The 16,919-nt window shown below is 71.0% G+C and carries 15 protein-coding genes and 2 tRNA genes; 11 read left to right on the top strand and 6 right to left on the bottom strand.

What is annotated here, in order from left to right:
• From AAW13_RS19970 to AAW13_RS19960, 3 genes are all read left to right on the top strand, one after another.
• The coding region (locus AAW13_RS19970; protein WP_143145018.1) for an AIM24 family protein at nucleotides 1-870 on the top strand (870 nt) is incomplete at its 5' end.
• An 11-nt stretch (nucleotides 871-881) separates the two neighbouring features.
• Entirely contained in the window at nucleotides 882-1,562 is a 681-nt protein-coding gene (locus AAW13_RS19965; RefSeq protein ID WP_046731125.1) for an AIM24 family protein, read from the top strand.
• 17 nt (nucleotides 1,563-1,579) lie between these two features.
• Nucleotides 1,580-2,335: an AIM24 family protein gene (locus AAW13_RS19960; RefSeq protein WP_046731126.1), complete on the top strand. Its 756-nt coding sequence runs from the start codon at nucleotides 1,580-1,582 to the stop codon at nucleotides 2,333-2,335.
• A gap of 75 nt (nucleotides 2,336-2,410) precedes the next feature.
• Here AAW13_RS19960 and AAW13_RS19955 read toward each other — a convergent pair whose 3' ends face one another.
• Both AAW13_RS19955 and AAW13_RS19950 read right to left on the bottom strand, forming a co-directional pair.
• Nucleotides 2,411-2,932, bottom strand: a complete 522-nt coding sequence (locus tag AAW13_RS19955) for an NUDIX hydrolase (protein WP_046731127.1) — start codon at nucleotides 2,930-2,932, stop codon at nucleotides 2,411-2,413.
• Nucleotides 2,929-4,374: a zinc-dependent metalloprotease gene (locus tag AAW13_RS19950; RefSeq protein ID WP_046731128.1), complete on the bottom strand. Its 1,446-nt coding sequence runs from the start codon at nucleotides 4,372-4,374 to the stop codon at nucleotides 2,929-2,931. The genes AAW13_RS19955 and AAW13_RS19950 overlap by 4 nt, the downstream gene beginning before the upstream one ends.
• A gap of 192 nt (nucleotides 4,375-4,566) precedes the next feature.
• Here AAW13_RS19950 and AAW13_RS19945 point away from each other — a divergent pair, with 192 nt between their 5' ends.
• The 4 genes from AAW13_RS19945 to AAW13_RS19930 all read left to right on the top strand — a co-directional run bounded on the left by AAW13_RS19945 (nucleotide 4,567) and on the right by AAW13_RS19930 (nucleotide 7,782).
• Complete coding sequence (locus AAW13_RS19945; protein ID WP_046731129.1) at nucleotides 4,567-5,679, top strand: SDR family oxidoreductase; 1,113 nt, start codon at nucleotides 4,567-4,569, stop codon at nucleotides 5,677-5,679.
• Between the two features lie 180 nt (nucleotides 5,680-5,859).
• A complete protein-coding gene (locus AAW13_RS19940; RefSeq protein WP_046731130.1) occupies nucleotides 5,860-6,321 on the top strand; it encodes a molybdenum cofactor biosynthesis protein MoaE in 462 nt (153 codons plus the stop codon).
• 127 nt (nucleotides 6,322-6,448) lie between these two features.
• On the top strand, nucleotides 6,449-6,613 hold the full coding sequence (locus AAW13_RS19935) for a hypothetical protein (RefSeq protein WP_167391718.1): 165 nt from the start codon (nucleotides 6,449-6,451) through the stop codon (nucleotides 6,611-6,613).
• A gap of 71 nt (nucleotides 6,614-6,684) precedes the next feature.
• Nucleotides 6,685-7,782 (top strand): YlbL family protein, encoded by a 1,098-nt coding sequence (locus AAW13_RS19930; RefSeq protein WP_206306244.1) that lies wholly within the window; start codon nucleotides 6,685-6,687, stop codon nucleotides 7,780-7,782.
• Nucleotides 7,783-7,846: 64 nt separating this feature from the next.
• On the opposite strand, the gene AAW13_RS19925 is transcribed toward AAW13_RS19930, so the two are convergent.
• Entirely contained in the window at nucleotides 7,847-8,389 is a 543-nt protein-coding gene (locus tag AAW13_RS19925) for a PPA1309 family protein (RefSeq protein ID WP_046731132.1), read from the bottom strand.
• 177 nt (nucleotides 8,390-8,566) lie between these two features.
• On the opposite strand from AAW13_RS19925, the gene AAW13_RS19920 reads away from it, so the two are divergent.
• The 4 genes from AAW13_RS19920 (at nucleotide 8,567) to AAW13_RS19905 (ending at nucleotide 13,899) form a co-directional block, all read left to right on the top strand.
• The gene (locus AAW13_RS19920; RefSeq protein WP_046731195.1) at nucleotides 8,567-11,551 is read left to right on the top strand and encodes a UPF0182 family membrane protein; all 2,985 of its coding nucleotides are present in this window, start codon (nucleotides 8,567-8,569) and stop codon (nucleotides 11,549-11,551) included.
• Nucleotides 11,552-11,608: 57 nt separating this feature from the next.
• Nucleotides 11,609-11,682 (top strand) — tRNA-Met (locus AAW13_RS19915).
• 217 nt (nucleotides 11,683-11,899) lie between these two features.
• Nucleotides 11,900-13,741, top strand: coding sequence for a tetratricopeptide repeat protein (locus AAW13_RS19910; RefSeq protein ID WP_206306243.1), 1,842 nt, complete (start codon nucleotides 11,900-11,902; stop codon nucleotides 13,739-13,741).
• Nucleotides 13,742-13,825: 84 nt separating this feature from the next.
• Nucleotides 13,826-13,899: transfer RNA gene (locus AAW13_RS19905), tRNA-Met, on the top strand.
• A gap of 186 nt (nucleotides 13,900-14,085) precedes the next feature.
• On the opposite strand, the gene AAW13_RS19900 is transcribed toward AAW13_RS19905, so the two are convergent.
• The 3 genes from AAW13_RS19900 to AAW13_RS19890 are packed head-to-tail and all read right to left on the bottom strand — an operon-like array spanning nucleotide 14,086 to nucleotide 16,840.
• A complete protein-coding gene (locus AAW13_RS19900) occupies nucleotides 14,086-15,216 on the bottom strand; it encodes an ABC transporter substrate-binding protein (protein WP_046731134.1) in 1,131 nt (376 codons plus the stop codon).
• Complete coding sequence (locus AAW13_RS19895) at nucleotides 15,213-16,076, bottom strand: ABC transporter permease (RefSeq protein ID WP_046731135.1); 864 nt, start codon at nucleotides 16,074-16,076, stop codon at nucleotides 15,213-15,215. The genes AAW13_RS19900 and AAW13_RS19895 overlap by 4 nt, the downstream gene beginning before the upstream one ends.
• Nucleotides 16,073-16,840, bottom strand: a complete 768-nt coding sequence (locus AAW13_RS19890; RefSeq protein ID WP_046731136.1) for an ABC transporter ATP-binding protein — start codon at nucleotides 16,838-16,840, stop codon at nucleotides 16,073-16,075. Before AAW13_RS19890 ends, AAW13_RS19895 begins: the two co-directional genes overlap by 4 nt.
• Nucleotides 16,841-16,919: the final 79 nt, after the last annotated feature.

Genomic DNA, 16,919 nt, shown 5'->3' with positions numbered 1-16,919 from the left:
TCCCCGGCCCCCTACGGACAGCCGCCCGCCCCTGGCGCGCCCATGCCGCCCGGCTACGGCCAGCCCCCGGCGCCTCCGCAGACCCCCGGTCCGCCGCCCGGCTATCCCCAGGCCCCGACCCCGCCCCCCGGCTACGGCCAGCAGCCGCCGTTCGGGCAGGTGCCCGGCCAGCAGGCCTACGGGGTACCGCAGGGTGCTCCGCAGGGCGGTGCCGGAGTGGGCGCCGCGCTCCAGAAGTTCAAGGAGACGCCCACCGGGCAGCGCTGGACCCCGCAGAACAGCAAGCTCATCCGCGTCGACCTGGGCATGGGCGGTCAGCCGGTGCTGGCCCGGCAGGGCAGCATGGTCCTCTACCAGGGCAAGGTCGACTTCAGCTACAAGGGCGCCGGATTCGCCGGCCGGATCGTGGGCAACGCCACCGGTCAGGAGATGCAGCTGATGCGCTGCACCGGCAACGGCCAGGTGTTCTTCGCCGAGAACTCCGCCCATCTGCACCCGATCGAGCTCCAGGGCGACGCGATCTGCGTCTCCGCCGAGAGCGTCCTCGCCTTCGACGAGAGCCTCCAGTACGAGGTCCGCCGCATCGAGGGGCACGGCATCCCCGGCGGTGCGCTGTTCACGATGCAGTTCCAGGGCACCGGCACGATCGTCGTGAAGACACACGGCACGCCCGTCGTGCTGCCGGTGACACCCACCACGTTCGCCGACTGCAACGCGATCGTCGCCTGGTCGGCGGCCTCCCAGGTGATCGTCTCCAGCCAGGTCCGGATGCGCCGCAACGCCTATCCGGGAGACACCGGCGAGAGCGTCAACCTTCAGTTCCGGGGCGCACCCGGCAACTTCATCGTCGTCCAGCCGTACGAGGTCTGAGGGAGCCCGTCATGAACCAGCCGCTCGCGGGCTACGCCCCCGCACCCGTCACCGCCCGCATGGAGAACCACGGCGACCACATGCTCAAGGTCGCCATGCAGACCGGGAACGACCTCCTCGCGCGCGTGGGGTCCATGGTCGCCTACGAGGGCTTCGTCCAGTACGAGCCCAACCCGCCGGCCGTGCGCCAGATCGCCCGGGACTGGGTGACCGGCGAGGGCGCACCCCTGATGAAGTGCTCCGGCGACGGCCTGCTCTACCTCGCCGACTACGGCGCGAACGTCGTCGTCATCAACCTCAACGGCGACGGCATCTCCGTCAACGCCACCAACCTGCTCGCCTTCGACGCCCACCTGACGTGGGGGGTGGAGCGGGTCAAGGGGCTGGCGAAGTTCGCCGGGCAGGGCCTGTGGAACACCAAGATCTCCGGGCAGGGCTGGGTCGCGCTGACCTCCCGGGGCAAGCCCATCGTGGTCGACTGCGGTGGCGGCGACGACGAGACCTACGTCGACCCGGACGCGCTGGTCGCCTGGTCCCCGAACCTCAAGGTGAAGGGCAAGCGCAGCTTCAAGGCGCAGTCCCTGATCGGCCGGGGCAGCGGCGAGGCCTACCAGATGGCCTTCTCCGGCCAGGGCATCGTCGTCGTCCAGCCCAGCGAGGACAGCACCGACCGCCTCCGGTTCCGGGGCTGAGGGGGAGTCAGGAAACCATGCAGAGCCCGCTTTTCGCCTTCAACGACTCCCAGGCCCGGGACCGCTACAGCTTGCAGAACAAGCAGATGCTGCGGGTCGTCCTGGAGGGCCACGACGACGTCCTCGCCCGCAAGGGCACCATGGTCGCCTACCAGGGGCTCGTCGAGTTCGACGCCGAGTACACGAACAACCAGCAGTCACGCGCGCGTGCCTACACCGGCGAGGGCCTGGACCTGATGCGCTGCCACGGGCAGGGCACGGTCTACTTCGCCAACCTCGCCCAGCACGTCCACGTCCTCGACGTCGAGCAGGACGGCCTGACCGTGGACAGCGGCTACGTCCTCGCCATGGACTCCTCGCTGCACTACGAGGTCGTCGCCGTCGACAGCCTCTACGGCATCTCCGGGTCCGGGAAGTACCAGCTCAACATCACCGGGCGTGGCAAGGTCGCCCTGATGACCTCGGGTGCGCCGCTGCTGATGCAGGTCACGCCCGACCGGTACGTCAACTGCGACGCCGACGCGATCGTGGCCTGGTCCACCGGGCTGCGGGTCCAGATGCAGGCCCAGACCCACTCCTCGGGTGTCTGGCGCCGCCGCGGCAGCACCGGCGAGGGCTGGGAGCTGAGCTTCATGGGAACTGGCTTCGCGTTGGTCCAGCCGAGTGAACTGCTGCCTCCGCAGCACGCCCAGATCGGTCAGGGCATCGCCGCCCAGTTCGGCATGGGCCAGCAGGGAGCGCGCGGGACGAACCAGGGCAACGTCTGGAGCTGAGAGCCCATGGGTAAGGGGCGCCCGCCTGAGCGGGCGCCCCTTACCCATGCGCCGGGCAGTCCCGGAGAACCGCGGTCAGATCCGCGCGCGGGTCGCCGCCAGGAGCTGCACGACCGAGTCGTCCGCGACCGCCGGGACCTCGTCGTAGGCGAACCACCGCAGGTCGAGGGATTCGTCGCTGATCACGTGGGAGGCGCCCGCCGGGGCGAGGGCCGCGTACTGGACGTCGAAGTGCCAGTGACACGGTGCGGGGATCGGATGCCGGTCAAGCCGCACCGGGCCGGTCCCGAGGAGGGTCAGACCGGGGATCCCGGACTCCTCCGTCGCCTCCCGCAGGGCCGCCGCGCCCAGGGTGGCGTCGCCCGGCTCGCAGTGGCCGCCCATCTGTAGCCACATCCGCAGCTTCCGGTGCAGGGTCAGCAGCACCCGGCCCCGCTCCGGGTCGATCACCAGCGCGCTCGCCGTCACATGGCCCGCGTGACAGGCCTTCCACAGGCCGTCCGGGTGGGCCGCGAGATGGTCCAGGTAGGCCTGGCGCAGCTCTCCCTGGTCCTCGTACCCCTTGAGGACGAGGACCGCGTCGTCGTACAGGCTCACTCGGTGCCGTCGCCCTCGGTCCGGTCGTCGCCCTCGGCCCGGTCGTCCCTCTTGCGCAGGTCGGGCTTCTCCGCCGCCTCGCCGAGCATCTTGTCCAGCTCGGAGAAGTCGAGCTGCTCGCGGTGCACGAAGCCGTCCGGGTCGTCCAGGTCGGACGCCGTCGGCAGCATGTCCGGGTGCGCCCACAGAGCGTCCCGGCCGTCGACACCGCGCGCGTCCGTGAGCGAGGCCCACAGCCGGGAGGCGTCCCGCAGCCGGCGCGGGCGCAGCTCCAGACCGATCAGCGTCGCGAACGTCTGCTCCGCGGGGCCACCCGTGGCCCGGCGCCTGCGCAGGGTCTCGCGGAGCGCGTCCGCGGACGACAGACGCGGCTTCGCGGCCGCGTGGACCACCGCGTCGACCCAGCCCTCGACGAGCGCCAGAGCCGTCTCCAGACGCGCCAGGGCGGCCTTCTGCTCGGGCGTGTCCTCCGGCTGGAACATGCCCTGCTGGAGGGCGTCCTGGAGCTGCTCGGGGTTCTGCGGGTCGAACTGGCCGACCACGTCCTCCAGCTTGGCCGTGTCGACCTTGATCCCGCGCGCGTACCCGTCGACCGCGCCGAACAGGTGTGAGCGCAGCCACGGCACGTGCGAGAAGAGGCGCTGGTGGGCCGCCTCGCGCAGCGCGAGGTACAGCCGCACCTCCTCCTTCGGTACGCCCAGGTCCTTGCCGAACGCCTCGATGTTCCCCGGCAGCAGCGCGGCCTTGCCGGCCGGGGTCAGCGGCAGGCCGATGTCGGTCGAGCCGACGACCTCGCCCGCGAGCACCCCGACGGCCTGCCCGATCTGGGTGCCGAACATCGCGCCGCCCATCGAGCGCATCATGCCGATCAGCGGGCCCGCCATGGCCTGCATCTCCTCCGGCAGGACGTCGCCCATCGCGGCGCCGACCCGCTCGGCGACCGGGTCGACCAGCTCCTGCCAGGCGGGCAGCGTCGCCTCGACCCACTCCGCGCGCGACCACGCCACGGCCGAACCGGCACCCGACGGCAGCGACGTCGCGTCGTCCAGCCACAGGTCGGCCAGACGCACGGCCTCCTCGACCGCCGTGCGCTCGGCGGGGCCGACGCTCGCGTCCTTGACGCCGTCCGACGTGCCCTGGGAGACCGTCTGGCGGGCGATCTGCTTGGCCATGTCCCAGTTCACCGGGCCGCCCTCGTAGGAGAGCATCTGGCCCAGCTGCTGGAAGGCCGCACCCAGGTCGTTGGGGTTCAGCGAACCGAACATGGCAGCGAACGGATTGTCGGCGCCGGGTGCGCCGAAGCCACCGGCGCCGGGCGTACCGAAACCGAACGGGTTGGCCGGTCCCTGCCCACCACCGCTCTGCTGGTCCTTCTTCTTGCCCTCGTCGCCGTCCTCCGGCTCCTCCGGCGGAAGGCCGAAACCGAATGGGGTGTCACTCACGGGAATCCTCGGCTGGTAAGGCCACCGGTTCTCTCCGGCGGCGCGGCTGCCCGACAACACCACCCAGCGTAGACACCCCGACCCGATCGGGCCTCGGTGCTTCGCCGACAGTCGGCCTGCGGCAGGATGGATGCCACCTGGTACGTACGCGTCACTCGCGCCCGTACTGAAGACAACCGCTGGAGACGCCCGGTGAGTTCCCCAGATCCGCAGGTTCGCGCAGCGCGAAACCACTCAACCCCACCCGCGGTGCGCGGGCCCGTCGTCGCCGTCACCGGTGCCGCGACCGGGGTCGGCGCGCTGCTCACCGAGCTGCTGGCCGCCTCCGAGGAGATCAGGCAGGTCATCGCCATCGACGAGCGGCGCGGGGAGTGCGCGGACGCCCAGTGGCACATCCTCGACGTGCGGGATCCGGCCATCGCGGACAAGCTGCGCGGGGCCGACGTGGTGGTGCATCTCGCGCTCGACCTGGACCTGGAGACCGACCCGGCGGCGCGTACGGCCTACAACGTGCGCGGGACGCAGACCGTGCTGACGGCGGCGGCCGCGGCCGGGGTGCACCGCGTGGTGCTGTGCACCTCCGCGATGGTCTACGGAGCACTTCCGGACAACGAGCTGCCGCTGTCCGAGGACGCGGAGCTGCGGGCGACCGCCGAGGCGACGGGCGTGGGCGACCTGCTGGAGATCGAGCGGCTCGCGCGCCGGGCGCCCCGCGCGCACCCCGGGCTCAATGTCACCGTCGTGCGCCCCGCGGTGCTCGTGGGAGGCACCGACACCGCGCTGACCAGGTACTTCGAGTCGCCTCGGCTGCTCGTCGTCGCCGGTTCGCGGCCCGCCTGGCAGTTCTGCCACGTCGAGGATCTGTGCAGCGCGCTCAAGTACGCCGTCCTCGAGAAGGTCGACGGGGAACTCGCCGTCGGCTGCGACGGATGGCTGGAGCAGGAGGAGGTCGAGGAGCTGAGCGGGATCCGGCGGATGGAACTGCCGTCGGCGGTCGCGCTCGGCGCCGCGGCCCGGCTGCACCGGATCGGACTGACACCGTCGCCCGCCGGGGACCTTGCCTACACGATGTACCCCTGGGTGGTGAGCGGGAGCCGGCTGCACGACGCGGGGTGGCGGCCGGGGTGGACCAACGAGGAGGTGCTGGCCGAGCTGCTGGAGGAGGTGTCCGGGCGGCACACCGTCGTCGGACGGCGGCTCGGACGCAAGGACGCGACGGCCGCGGGAGCCGCGGGCGCGACGGTCGCGCTGCTGGGCGCGGCGGCTGTGGTGCGGCGCGCCCGCAAGGCCCGCAGGCGCATCTGACGCCTCCCGTCCCACCGACGCCTCCCGTCCCCACCGTGGAGGGGCCGTGTCGCGGGAGCCGGGCCGCGGCGTGGGGCCGCGATGCGGCAGTCGCCCTGTAGGAGCCTCCAAACGCGCACGCGCGCGTGCCGGGTGTTGGTCGTATTCCGTGCGGTTCGGTGCGTGCGGCACCATGGAGGCATGGCTGCTGTGCATGATCACCCCGGTGAACTGGGTGCCGACGATCCGGTGAGGCTGATCGGGATCCGTGAGAGCGCGCTCTCCGTGGACGAGGTCTTCGCGGCCCTCGGCGACGACGCGGCCGGCGGGGTCGCGCTGTTCGTGGGGACCGTGCGCAACCACGACGGGGGCGCCGACGTCGACGCGCTCGGGTACTCGTGCCATCCCAGTGCAGAGAACGAGCTGCGCAGGGTCGCCGAGAAGGTGGTCGCGGAGTATCCGGTGCGGGCGTTGGCCGCCGTGCACCGGGTGGGGGACCTGCGGGTGGGTGATCTCGCCGTGGTCGTCGGTGTGTCGTGTCCGCATCGTGGGGAGGCATTCGAAGCCTGCCGGAAGCTGATCGACGACCTCAAGCACGAGGTGCCCATCTGGAAGCACCAGAAGTTCTCCGACGGGACGGAGGAATGGGTCGGGGCCTGCTGAAGGACCCGCGCGGGACCCACGTCGGACCTCCGGTTGCGTAACCGTACCCCTCGCGTGAGCGTTGTCAGTGCGGTTGATTAATCTGTTGATCAGTCAGTCGCGGACGGTCATGGGGTTGGAGGTCGGCATGGCGGCGCTCGTCTGGTTGCTGATTCCGCTGGTGGCGGCGGTCGGTGCCGGTCTGTGGGGCAGCTGGGCCAACCGGACGAGAAGGGCCCGGAGCGACGGTCCCGAGCTCGACGGGTACGCGCGGTTCCGCGAGGCCATGGAGCGGTCCCACACCGGTGGCTGAGACACGGCGGGGGCGGGTGCGACGGGTGGCCCTGACGGTGCGCTGACAGACGCGTCCCGTACTGTCGTTGCATGCCACGCCGCACCGCGACGATGCTCGCCTCCACCCTGATGCTGATCGCGCTCCTGTGCGCCGGAGTGCTCATCAACGTGCCGTACTCGGAGATGTCCCCCGGCCCGACCGTGAACACGCTCGGGGACCACGACGGCGAGCCGGTGCTTCAGGTGTCCGGACACAAGACCTACGCCACCTCCGGGCACCTCAACATGACCACCGTTCGGGTCACCAGCGCCGACTACAAGATGAACCTCCTGGAGGCGGTCTACGGCTGGCTGTCGCACGACAACAAGGTCGTGCCCCACGACACGCTCTACCCGGACGGCAAGACGGAGCAGCAGTCCACCCAGGAGAACGCCGAGGAGTTCAGCCAGTCCCAGGAGAGCGCCAAGGTGGCCGCCCTGAAGGAGCTCGGCATCCCGGTGAAGTCCTGGGTGATCGTCTCCACGGTCCTCAAGGACTCGCCGGCCGAGGGCAGGCTGCACGCCGGTGACGTGATCAAGGCCGTCGACGGCACGGCGGTCAAGCAGCCGACCGACGTGGCCACGCTGGTGACCAAGCACAAGCCCGGCCAGAAGGTCGTCTTCACCGTCGTACCGGCCAAGGAACAGGCCGCCGCCGAGAAGGCGAACAAGACGGCCACGAAGACCGAGAACGTCACCGTCACCACGACCACCTCCGACGACGCCGGCGAGAAGCGCGCGATCGTCGGGATCTCCGCCGGGACCGATCACACGTTCCCGTTCACCGTCGACATCAAGCTCGCCGACGTCGGCGGACCCAGCGCCGGTCTCATGTTCTCGCTGGGCATCTACGACAAGCTGACCCCGGGCAGTCTCACCGGCGGCAAGTTCGTCGCCGGTACCGGCACGATCGACGACGCCGGCACGGTCGGTCCGATCGGCGGCATCTCACTGAAGACGATCGGCGCACGCGACAAGGGCGCCCAGTACTTCCTCACCCCGGCCGACAACTGCGCCGAGGCCGCCAAGGACACCCCGAGCGGGCTCACCCTGGTCAAGGTCAAGAACATCGGCGACGCCCTCGGCGCCCTCAAGGACATCCGCACCGGGGACACCGGTGCCCTGCCGAAGTGCACGGCCAAGGGCTGACGGATCCGGACGCACCGGGGGCGCCCTCCTGACGAGGGGCGCCCCCGGAGCCGACGCGCGGACCTCAGTCCTCGAACGTCGCCTTCAGGGCCTCCGCCAGGCCCGGGACCAGGTCGGGGCCGGTGAGGACCTCCGTGGGCGAGTCCTTCTCGCGCAGGCGCACGGCCGAGTCGCGGCTGCCGTCCCGCAGGACGGCGACGGTCATCCGGACCTCCTGGCGGTCGGGGTGGCTCGCGACCCACTTGGTCAGCTTGGCCCCGCTCAACCCCTCCGGGACCTGGGACTCCGCGGACGGCGGCAGCATCAGGCGCTCCACCGTGAGCGCGCAGCCGACCACCGCGTCCGGCCAGGCGATGGTGCCCAGGAACTCGTCCAGCGCCTTGTCCGTTGGCACTTCGTCCTGCTCGATCGGGGTGAGGCCGGTGGTCGCCGACTCGTCCTCCAGACCGAGCTGGGCGGCGAGCGCGGGTTCCTGGGAGCGCAGCCGGACGGTGTCGACGAGGGCGAAGAGGCGAGCGGGCTGGTCCCAGCCGAGGCCGGAGGCGTACTCGTCGATCTCGAGTACCGCCCGGGTGAGCGGGTTCGCTGCCATGGGAGTGTTGGACATGGTCACAATCCTGCCTCGTTCATGGCCGGAATCGGGAACCGAGTAAACCGTGAGTAAGTTGCATAGGTGTGGCCTCGCGATCACGGGGGACCACGGAAGGCTCACGAACACCGGAGCCTGACGGAACAAGAAGCAGACCCAACAGCGAACTTCGAGGTGCGCACCTTGGCTTTCCAGATGCCGGACCGCGGCGGAGGCCCGACGGGGCCACGGATCAGAGCGACGGGACGACCGTCCCGGCGCGTCCGGACCCTGCTCCTGACCCTGGGCGTCCTTGCCGTGCTCGGCATGGCGTTCAGCATGTTCGCGGGCTTCTGGACGAACTGGCTCTGGTACCGGTCGGTGCACTACTCCTCGGTGTTCACCACCACCCTGTGGACCAAGATCGGGCTGTTCTCCGTCTTCGGCCTGCTGATGGCCGCCGCGGTGGGCTTCAACATCTGGCTCGCGCACCGGCTGCGGCCGCCGCTGAGCGCGATGTCCACCGAGCAGCAGAGCCTCGACCGCTACCGGATGGGCATCGCGCCCTACAAGCGGTGGCTGCTGCTCGCGGTCACCGCGCTGGTCGGGCTGATCGCCGGCGCGTCCGCGGCAGGCCAGTGGCGCACCTGGCTGATGTGGGTCAACGGCGTGCCCTTCCACCAGAAGGACCCGCAGTTCCACCTCGACGTCTCCTTCTACGCCTTCGACCTGCCCTGGTACCGGTTCCTGCTGGGCTTCGGCTTCGCCACCGCGATCCTCTCCCTGATCGCCGCCGCGCTCACCCACTACCTGTACGGCGGGCTGCGCGTCACCAGCCCCGGCGCGCGTGCCACCGCCGCCGCGACCGGTCACCTGTCGGTGCTGCTCGGGATCTTCGTCGCCCTCAAGGCGGTCGCCTACTGGCTCGACCGCTACGGACTGGCGGTCAAGTCCAGCGACTTCAAGGCCACCGGCAACTGGACGGGCCTGCGGTACGTCGACGCGAACGCCTATCTGCCCGCCAAGACCATCCTGTTCTGCATCGCCGTCATCTGCGCGCTGCTGTTCTTCGCCACCCTGTGGCGGCGCACCTGGCAGCTGCCCGTCATCGGCTTCGGCCTGATGGTCCTGTCGGCGATCCTGATCGGCGGGCTCTATCCGGCGATCGTCCAGAAGTTCCAGGTCCAGCCCAACGAGCAGGCCAAGGAAGCCCCGTACGTCCAGAAGAACCTCAAGGCGACCCGCGAGGCGTACGGCATCGACGACACCAAGGTCACCGAGTACACCGGCAAGAGCACCACCACGGACAAGACCAGGCTCCGGGACGACGTCGACTCGACCGCGAGCATCCGGATCATGGACCCGAACATCGTGTCGCCCACGTTCCAGCAGCTCCAGCAGATGCGGAACTACTACGCGTTCCCGACCAACCTGGACGTGGACCGCTACACCAAGGACGGCAAGGTCCAGGACACCGTCATCGGTCTGCGCGAGCTGAACCTCGCCGGTATCCCGAAGAACAACTGGATCAACGACCACTTCCGCTACACGCACGGCTACGGCGTGGTCGCGGCCAAGGGCACCGAGGCCGACGACCAGGGGCAGCCGGTCTTCACCGAGTCCGACCTGCCGTCCACCGGTGACCTGGGCACGTACCAGCAGCGGGTCTACTACGGCGAGAAGACCACCGCCTACTCGATCGTCGGCGGTCCCCAGAAGGAGATCGACTACTCCGACGACAGCGGTGAGAAGACCACCAGCTACGCGGGCAAGAGCGGGGTCAGCCTCTCCAGTCCGATCAACCGGGCCGCGTACGCGGTGGCGTTCAACGAGCCGCAGATCCTCTACTCCGGTGCCATCGGCGAGGGTTCGCGGATCCTGTACAACCGCACGCCCAAGGAGCGCGTCGAGGCGGTCGCCCCCTGGCTGACCATCGACGGCGACGCCTACCCGGCGGTCGTGAACCACCGTATCCAGTGGATCGTCGACGCCTACACCACGTCGAACGGCTATCCCTACGCCTCCCGCACGACCCTCGGTGACACCACCGCCGACTCGCTGACCGCGACCAACAACTCCCGCGCGGTGGTCGCCCAGCAGAACCAGGTCAACTACATCCGCAACTCGGTGAAGGCGACCGTCGACGCGTACACCGGCCAGGTCAAGCTCTACCAGTGGGACACCCAGGACCCGGTGCTGAAGACCTGGATGAAGGCCTTCCCCGGCACGGTGCAGCCCAAGAGCGCCATCTCGCAGGACCTGCTGGACCATCTCCGGTACCCGCAGGACCTGTTCAAGGTGCAGCGGGAACTGCTCACCCGCTACCACGTGACGGATGCGCAGACGTTCCTGACCGGCAGCGAGGTGTGGCAGGTCCCCGACGACCCGACCAACAAGTCGGGCAACGCGGTGCCGCCGTACTACCTGAGCATGAAGATGCCGGACCAGAGCCGGCAGGCGTTCTCGCTGTCGACGACGTTCACCCCGAACGGCCGGGACAACCTCAGCGCGTTCATGTCCGTCGACTCGGAGGCCGGCTCCCAGGACTACGGCAAGATCAGAATCCTGAAACTGCCGACCAGTACGACCGTCGACGGACCCAAACAGGTCCAGAGCCAGTTCAACTCCGAACAGGACATCGCCGCCGCGATCAAACTCCTCAAGGGCGGCGACTCCGAGGTCGAGTACGGAAATCTGCTGACCGTGCCACTGGACGGGGGCCTGCTGTACGCGGAGCCCGTCTACGTACGCGGTGCCGGCGTCAAGTACCCCTTGCTGCGCAAGGTCCTGGTCACCTACGAGGGCAGGACGGCCTTCGAGAACACCCTCGACGAGGCGCTCAACAAGGTGTTCGGCTCGGACGGTTCGGGCACGGGCTCCTCGGACACGGGTTCCTCGGACACCGGCACCACCCCGCCGACGTCCGGCAACCCGACGGTCCAACAGGCGCTGGAGGACGCCCAGAAGGCCTTCGAGGCGGGCCAGGAGGCCCTGAAGAAGGGTGACTGGACGGCGTACGGCAAGGCCCAGGACGAACTCCAGGACGCGCTGAAGCGGGCCGAGGACGCGCAGGCGAAGGCGGACAAGGCAGGCGGGGGCACGACCGCGAGCAGCAGCCCGAGCCCCAGCGGCAGTCCGAGTCCCGCCGCCGGCGCGAGCAGCAGCCCCAGCCCCGGCGGGAGTTCCAGCCCCAGCGGCTGATCACCGGGGCAGATGATCAAGTCCGCTCCGCGCCGTGGTACGGTTTGCAGGCAACGGCGCGGGGTGGAGCAGCTCGGTAGCTCGCTGGGCTCATAACCCAGAGGTCGCAGGTTCAAATCCTGTCCCCGCTACTGAAGTCGAAGGCCCGGATCCTCTTGAGGGATCCGGGCCTTCGTGATGTCCGGACAGGTGACGAACGCATGTACCGGTCGACGGGGCGCCGCGCCGCTGCCGGGAGTTGAGGGAGATGTGTTTGACTTGTCGTTCTGTGGGCATGTCGACAAAACGCTGAAGTGACCTCACGGTCTGCGGTATACGTGGTGTACCCAGGTTGCAGGTGGTGCGACGATGAACGTTATGGGGGACAAGGCAACTCTGTTCGAGACAGGGCGATTTGTGCAGCCTTCGGGCGAGGAGCCGACCCGCGACGAGGCCGCCGAGGCCGCTGAGGAGGCACGCCGTCGGCTCCAGGCCGAGGGCGGTGACGTCGAGGCGATGAGCGTCCTCGGCGCCATGCTGCTGCGCCGTGGCGACCTCGACGGGGCAGAGCCCCAGCTGCGGGCCGCCACCGCCGCGGGCGACCGCGCCGCCGCCAACAACCTCGGTGTCCTGCTCCACCAGCGCGGTTACCCCGACGAGGCGGCCGGCTGGTGGCGGATCGCCGCCGTCGCCGGCTCCGCGGCCGCCGCCCACGCGCTGGGCCGCCACCACCGTGAGCGCGGGGACGAACCGGCCGCCGAGTACTGGCTGCGCCAGTCCGCCGAGCAGGGGCATCCGCTCGGCGCCTACGCGCTCGCCGACCTGCTGGAGCACCGCGGTGACGCGACCGCGGGACAGTGGATGCGGGCCGCCGCCGAACGCGGCCACCGGGAGGCGGCGTACCGGCTGGCCCGTGCGCTCGACCGCAGGCCGGCGGTGGGCGAGGAGGGTGCCGGGGGTGACGTCGGTGCCGCCGTGGAGACCGCGGCCGGTGCCGCGGAGGCCGCCGAGGCCGAGCAGTGGTACCGGCAGGCCGCCGCACGCGGGCACCGGCGGGCCGCCCTGCACCTCGGGGCGATCCTGGAGAAGCGCGGCGAGCTGAAGGAGGCCGGGCGCTGGTACCTGACCTCCGCCAAGGACGGCGAGGCCCGGGCCGCCTGTGCGCTCGGCTTCCTGCTGCGCGACGCCGGGGACACCGAGAACGCGGCCATCTGGTGGCTGCGGGCCGCCCAGGACGGCGACGGCAACGCGGCGAACGCGCTCGGCGCGCTGCACGCCGAGCGCGGCGAGACCCAGACCGCCGAACGCTGGTACCGGGCGGCGATGGACGCGGGCGACGACAACGGCGCGTACAACCTCGGGCTGCTCTGCGCCGAACAGGGCCGGACCGCGCAGGCCGAGCAGTGGTACCGGCGGGCCGCGTACGCCGGGCACCGGGAGGCCGCGAACGCGCTCGCCATCCTGCTGCTCCAGGTCGGTGACACGTCCGGCGCCGAGCCGTGGTTCTCCAAGGCCGCGGAGGCGGGCAGCGTGGACGCCGCCTTCAACCTGGGGATCCTGTACGCCGGGCGGGGCGAGGACCGGGTCGCGCTGCGCTGCTACGAGCAGGCGGCCGCCGCCGGGCACACCGAGGCCGCGCTCCAGGTCGGCATCGCCCGGCTCCGTGAGGGCGACGAGGCCGCCGCCGAACTGCATCTGCGGTGCGCGGCGGGCGGCGGCAGCGCCGAGGCCGCGTACCGGCTGGCCGCCGTGCTCGACGCGCGCCGGCCCACGGTGTCCGAGCACGAGCTCGGGGAGTCCTCGCTGAACGTGAAGACGGAGTGCGAGGAGTGGTACGAGCGGGCCGCCTCGCAGGGCCACCGGCGCGCCCAGGTACGGGTCGGGATGCTGGCCGCGGCGCGCGGGGACGTGGTGGAGGCGGCGCGCTGGTACCGGGCGGCGGCCGAGGCCGGGTCGCGCAACGGGGCCTTCAACCTGGGCCTGCTGCTGGCCCGCGAGGGCAGCGAGCCGGAGGCGGCGGTCTGGTGGGAGCGGGCAGCGGACGCCGGGCACGGGCGGGCGGCGCTGCGGCTGGCCCTGGTCTACGCGCGTCGGGGTGAGCTGGCGGAGGGCCAGCGCTGGGCCGACCGGGCGGTGGCGCTGGGGCCGGCCGAGGTGAGCGAACGGGCGGGGCGGTTGCGGGACGCGCTGCGCGAGGAGCTGTCCGCGTGAGAGCGCCCTTTTCGCAGGTCAGTGAGGGTCGCGGGGGTTGATTTGCTTCTTCCCGCATCTCTCACGTAATGTTGCATTCATCGACGCGGGGTGGAGCAGCTCGGTAGCTCGCTGGGCTCATAACCCAGAGGTCGCAGGTTCAAATCCTGTCCCCGCTACTGAAGGCCGAGGGCCGGAATCCGGAAACGGACTCCGGCCCTCGGCTTTTTCATGACCGGGTGCTCGACGGCCCCAGGTGCCCCACGGCAGGGTGCCCCACGGCAGGGTGCCCCACGGCCTGTGCGTACGGCCGGCTGTGCGTACGGCCGGCTGTGCGCACGGCCGGCTGTGCGCACGGCCGGTGCCTACGGCCGGTGGCCGACCGCCTCCTCGTACAGGGCCCGGTCCACGGTCCGGGACTCCGGCAGCGGGGAGCCCGACTCGACGCCCTGGGCGCGGTACGCCGCCTGGAGACGCGTCGTCGTGCCGGCACGGATCTCCCAGTCCATGCGCATCGGGGGTGTGGCGCGCAGGATCGCTGGGTCGGTCTTCAGGAGCTTCGCCAGGTAGGCGACAAAGGTCCCGTCCGCCTTGTAGTCGCCCGCGAAGTACGTGTCGACGGTGCGGATGTAGGCCCTGAGCAGCGCCACCCCGGCGTCCACGTCGTCGTTCAGCAGCGTACGGCCGTACAGCATCCCGCCCAGCGGCTCGCCCTGCGGCTGGCCGCCCAGGAACGCGTAGCCCGCCCTGCCGGTGACCTGCCGCCACACCGGGTCGAGCAGCCACGCCGAGTCGACGCCACCGTTCCGCAGGGCCGTGAGGACGTCCGCCGAGCCCAGTTGCTGGTAGCGGATCCGGTCGAGGCCGCCGCCATGGCTCGCCAGCGCCTTCTGCATGGGGTACGCGATCACCGAACCCTTGCCGATCATCGTGCCCAGCGTGCGCCCCGCCATCCGCACGCCGGCCGCGCTCTCGCCGTCCTTCAGCCGTACCCACAGGCCGCTCCTCGACCCCGGGGCGGGCGAGAAGTTGCCCGCGACCCACTTGATGTCGAAGCCGCCGCGGACGCCGTTCATCACGGCTGCCTCGGGCGCCGCCCACATCGCGTCGATGTCCCCCTTGGCCAGCAGTGGCAGCGCGTCCGGGGTGGGCAGCACCTTGAGCGTGACGTCCAGCCCTTCCGCCTTGAACTCGCCCTTGTCGAGAGCGACTTCGAGAGGGGCCACGTACTCCGCGCTCAGCGTGCCGGTGGCGATCGTGATCTTCCGGCGCTCGGCGAGGGGTACGGGCGCCGGTCTTCCGGCCGAGCAGCGGGCGGGGGAGCGGGTCGGCGAGAGATCGGCCGGGTCGGTCCAGGACGCCTTGCCGCAGCCCGCCACCGGACGGACCGTGCGGGGTGCCGTGGCCGCCCCGGGGTCCCCGGAGTGCTGTGCCGAGCAGGCCGTCGCCACGAGGGCCAGCGCCGCCGTCGCCACCAGGCACCGAAGGGTCCTCATGACTGCCCCCGTCCCCGGTCCCGCGGCGCCCAGGGGGTGAGCAGGCGGCCGACGAACCGGATCAGCTCGGAGAAGACCACGCCCAGTACCGCGACGCAGACGATCCCCACGAACATCACGTCGTTCTCGAACAGCGCCCGCGAGTCGAAGATCAGATGGCCCAGGCCGTCCGTGGCCGCGATCTGCTCGGAGGCGACGATCACCAGCACGGCCACTCCCGCGGCGATCCGCGCCCCGACCAGGACCGCGGGCAGCGAGGCCGGCAGCAGCACATGGCGGAACATCTGCCAGGGTGAGGCGCCGAACACCCGGCCCGCGTCGCGGTGGCCGGACGGGACGGCGATCACCGCCGACATCGTGGAGATCCAGACGAAGAAGAAGACCGTCACCGCCACCAGGGCGACCTGCGGCCCTTCGCCCAGCCCGAACATGTTCAGGAAGACCGGGAGCAGTGCCAGCTTCGGCACCACGTAGAGGGCGTCCAGGAGGGGTTCCAGGGCCGCCCTGACCAGGGGGAGCGAGCCCATCAGCAACCCCAGTGCGTAACCGGCCGCGGTACCCACGGCGTAGCCGGCGAGCACCCGGCGGCAGGTCGCCCGGACGTCCGGCCACAGGTCGCCCGTGGTCGCCCGGTCCCAGCCGTCGGAGAGGATCGTGGAGGGCGCCGGATAGACGCGGTCGTCGATCCAGGCCCGGGTCGCGGCCAGTTGCCAGAGGAGGACCAGGAGCAGGGGGACGGCCGCGGCCAGCGTCAGCTCCAGGGCGCGGCGGCGCCGGTGGGTGCGGGCCGGGCGCAGTTCGGCCGGTCCGGGGGCGCGGACCAGGACCGCGGGCTCCCGCTCCGGGGTGAGGGTCGTCATGCCGGCACCGCCTCCTTCCGCAGCAGTTCCCACAGCTCGCTCTTCAGTGCCGTGAACTCCGGGGCGTCGCGGACCTCTCCGGTGCGCGGACGCGGGAACGGCGGGCGGTGCTCGGCGATGATCCGGCCCGGCCGGGCCGACATCACCAGCACCCGGTCGCCGAGCACCAGCGCCTCCTCCAGGCTGTGGGTGATGAAGAGGGTGGTCGTGCGCAGGGCCTGGGTGAGGTCCAGGAGTTCGTCCTGGAGGATCACCCGCAGCTGTGCGTCCAGGGCCGCGAACGGTTCGTCCATGAGCAGGAGTTCGGGCTCCACGGCGAGGGCCCGCGCGATCGCCACCCGCTGCCGCATACCGCCGGAGAGGGCCCCGGGGTACGCGTCGGCGAAGTCCGAGAGTCCCAGCCGGGTCAGCCAGTCCATGGCGCGGGCGTTCCCCGCGCGGCGCGGGACACGCTGGACGTCGAGGCCGAAGCGGACGTTGGCGAGGACCGTCTTCCAGTCGTAGATGCCGTAGTCCTGGAAGATCATCGCCGCCGGCCGGGCGCTGTCGGTACGGATCTCCAGCCGGCCGCCGCTGGGGCGCAGCAGGCCGGCGGCGATCCGCAGGAGCGTGGACTTGCCGCAGCCCGAGGGTCCGACGAGACAGACGAACTCGCCGGTTGTGACGGTCAGGTCGAGCGGGCCGAGGGCGTCGACCCGGCGGGGGGCCCGGCCGAAGGCGCGGGTCAGGGCATGGGCACGGAGCTTCGGATACGGCTCTCCCACGGGAACTCCTCGCAAGAGTGCGGACCCGCCGACCATATGACGACCCGTCAGATTCGGGAACCCCGTGCGCGGGTACGGC

Origin of the sequence: Streptomyces humi, assembly GCF_001005085.2 — a bacterium.
Lineage (GTDB): Bacteria > Actinomycetota > Actinomycetes > Streptomycetales > Streptomycetaceae > Streptomyces > Streptomyces humi.
Note: the sequence above shows the minus strand (reverse complement) of the source record. Positions and strands in the feature narration are given on the sequence as shown.

Bases quoted from the DNA above. Each gene is read 5' to 3' on its own strand.
- AAW13_RS19925 (WP_046731132.1), bottom strand. From the start codon at position 8,389: ATGTCCAACACTCCCATGGCAGCGAACCCGCTCACCCGGGCGGTACTC.
- AAW13_RS19895 (WP_046731135.1), bottom strand. From the start codon at position 16,076: ATGACGACCCTCACCCCGGAGCGGGAGCCCGCGGTCCTGGTCCGCGCC.
- AAW13_RS19900 (WP_046731134.1), bottom strand. From the start codon at position 15,216: ATGAGGACCCTTCGGTGCCTGGTGGCGACGGCGGCGCTGGCCCTCGTG.
- AAW13_RS19920 (WP_046731195.1), top strand. From the start codon at position 8,567: ATGCCGGACCGCGGCGGAGGCCCGACGGGGCCACGGATCAGAGCGACG.
- AAW13_RS19965 (WP_046731125.1), top strand. From the start codon at position 882: ATGAACCAGCCGCTCGCGGGCTACGCCCCCGCACCCGTCACCGCCCGC.
- AAW13_RS19940 (WP_046731130.1), top strand. From the start codon at position 5,860: ATGGCTGCTGTGCATGATCACCCCGGTGAACTGGGTGCCGACGATCCG.
- AAW13_RS19910 (WP_206306243.1), top strand. From the start codon at position 11,900: ATGAACGTTATGGGGGACAAGGCAACTCTGTTCGAGACAGGGCGATTT.
- AAW13_RS19930 (WP_206306244.1), top strand. From the start codon at position 6,685: ATGCCACGCCGCACCGCGACGATGCTCGCCTCCACCCTGATGCTGATC.
- AAW13_RS19960 (WP_046731126.1), top strand. From the start codon at position 1,580: ATGCAGAGCCCGCTTTTCGCCTTCAACGACTCCCAGGCCCGGGACCGC.
- AAW13_RS19935 (WP_167391718.1), top strand. From the start codon at position 6,449: ATGGCGGCGCTCGTCTGGTTGCTGATTCCGCTGGTGGCGGCGGTCGGT.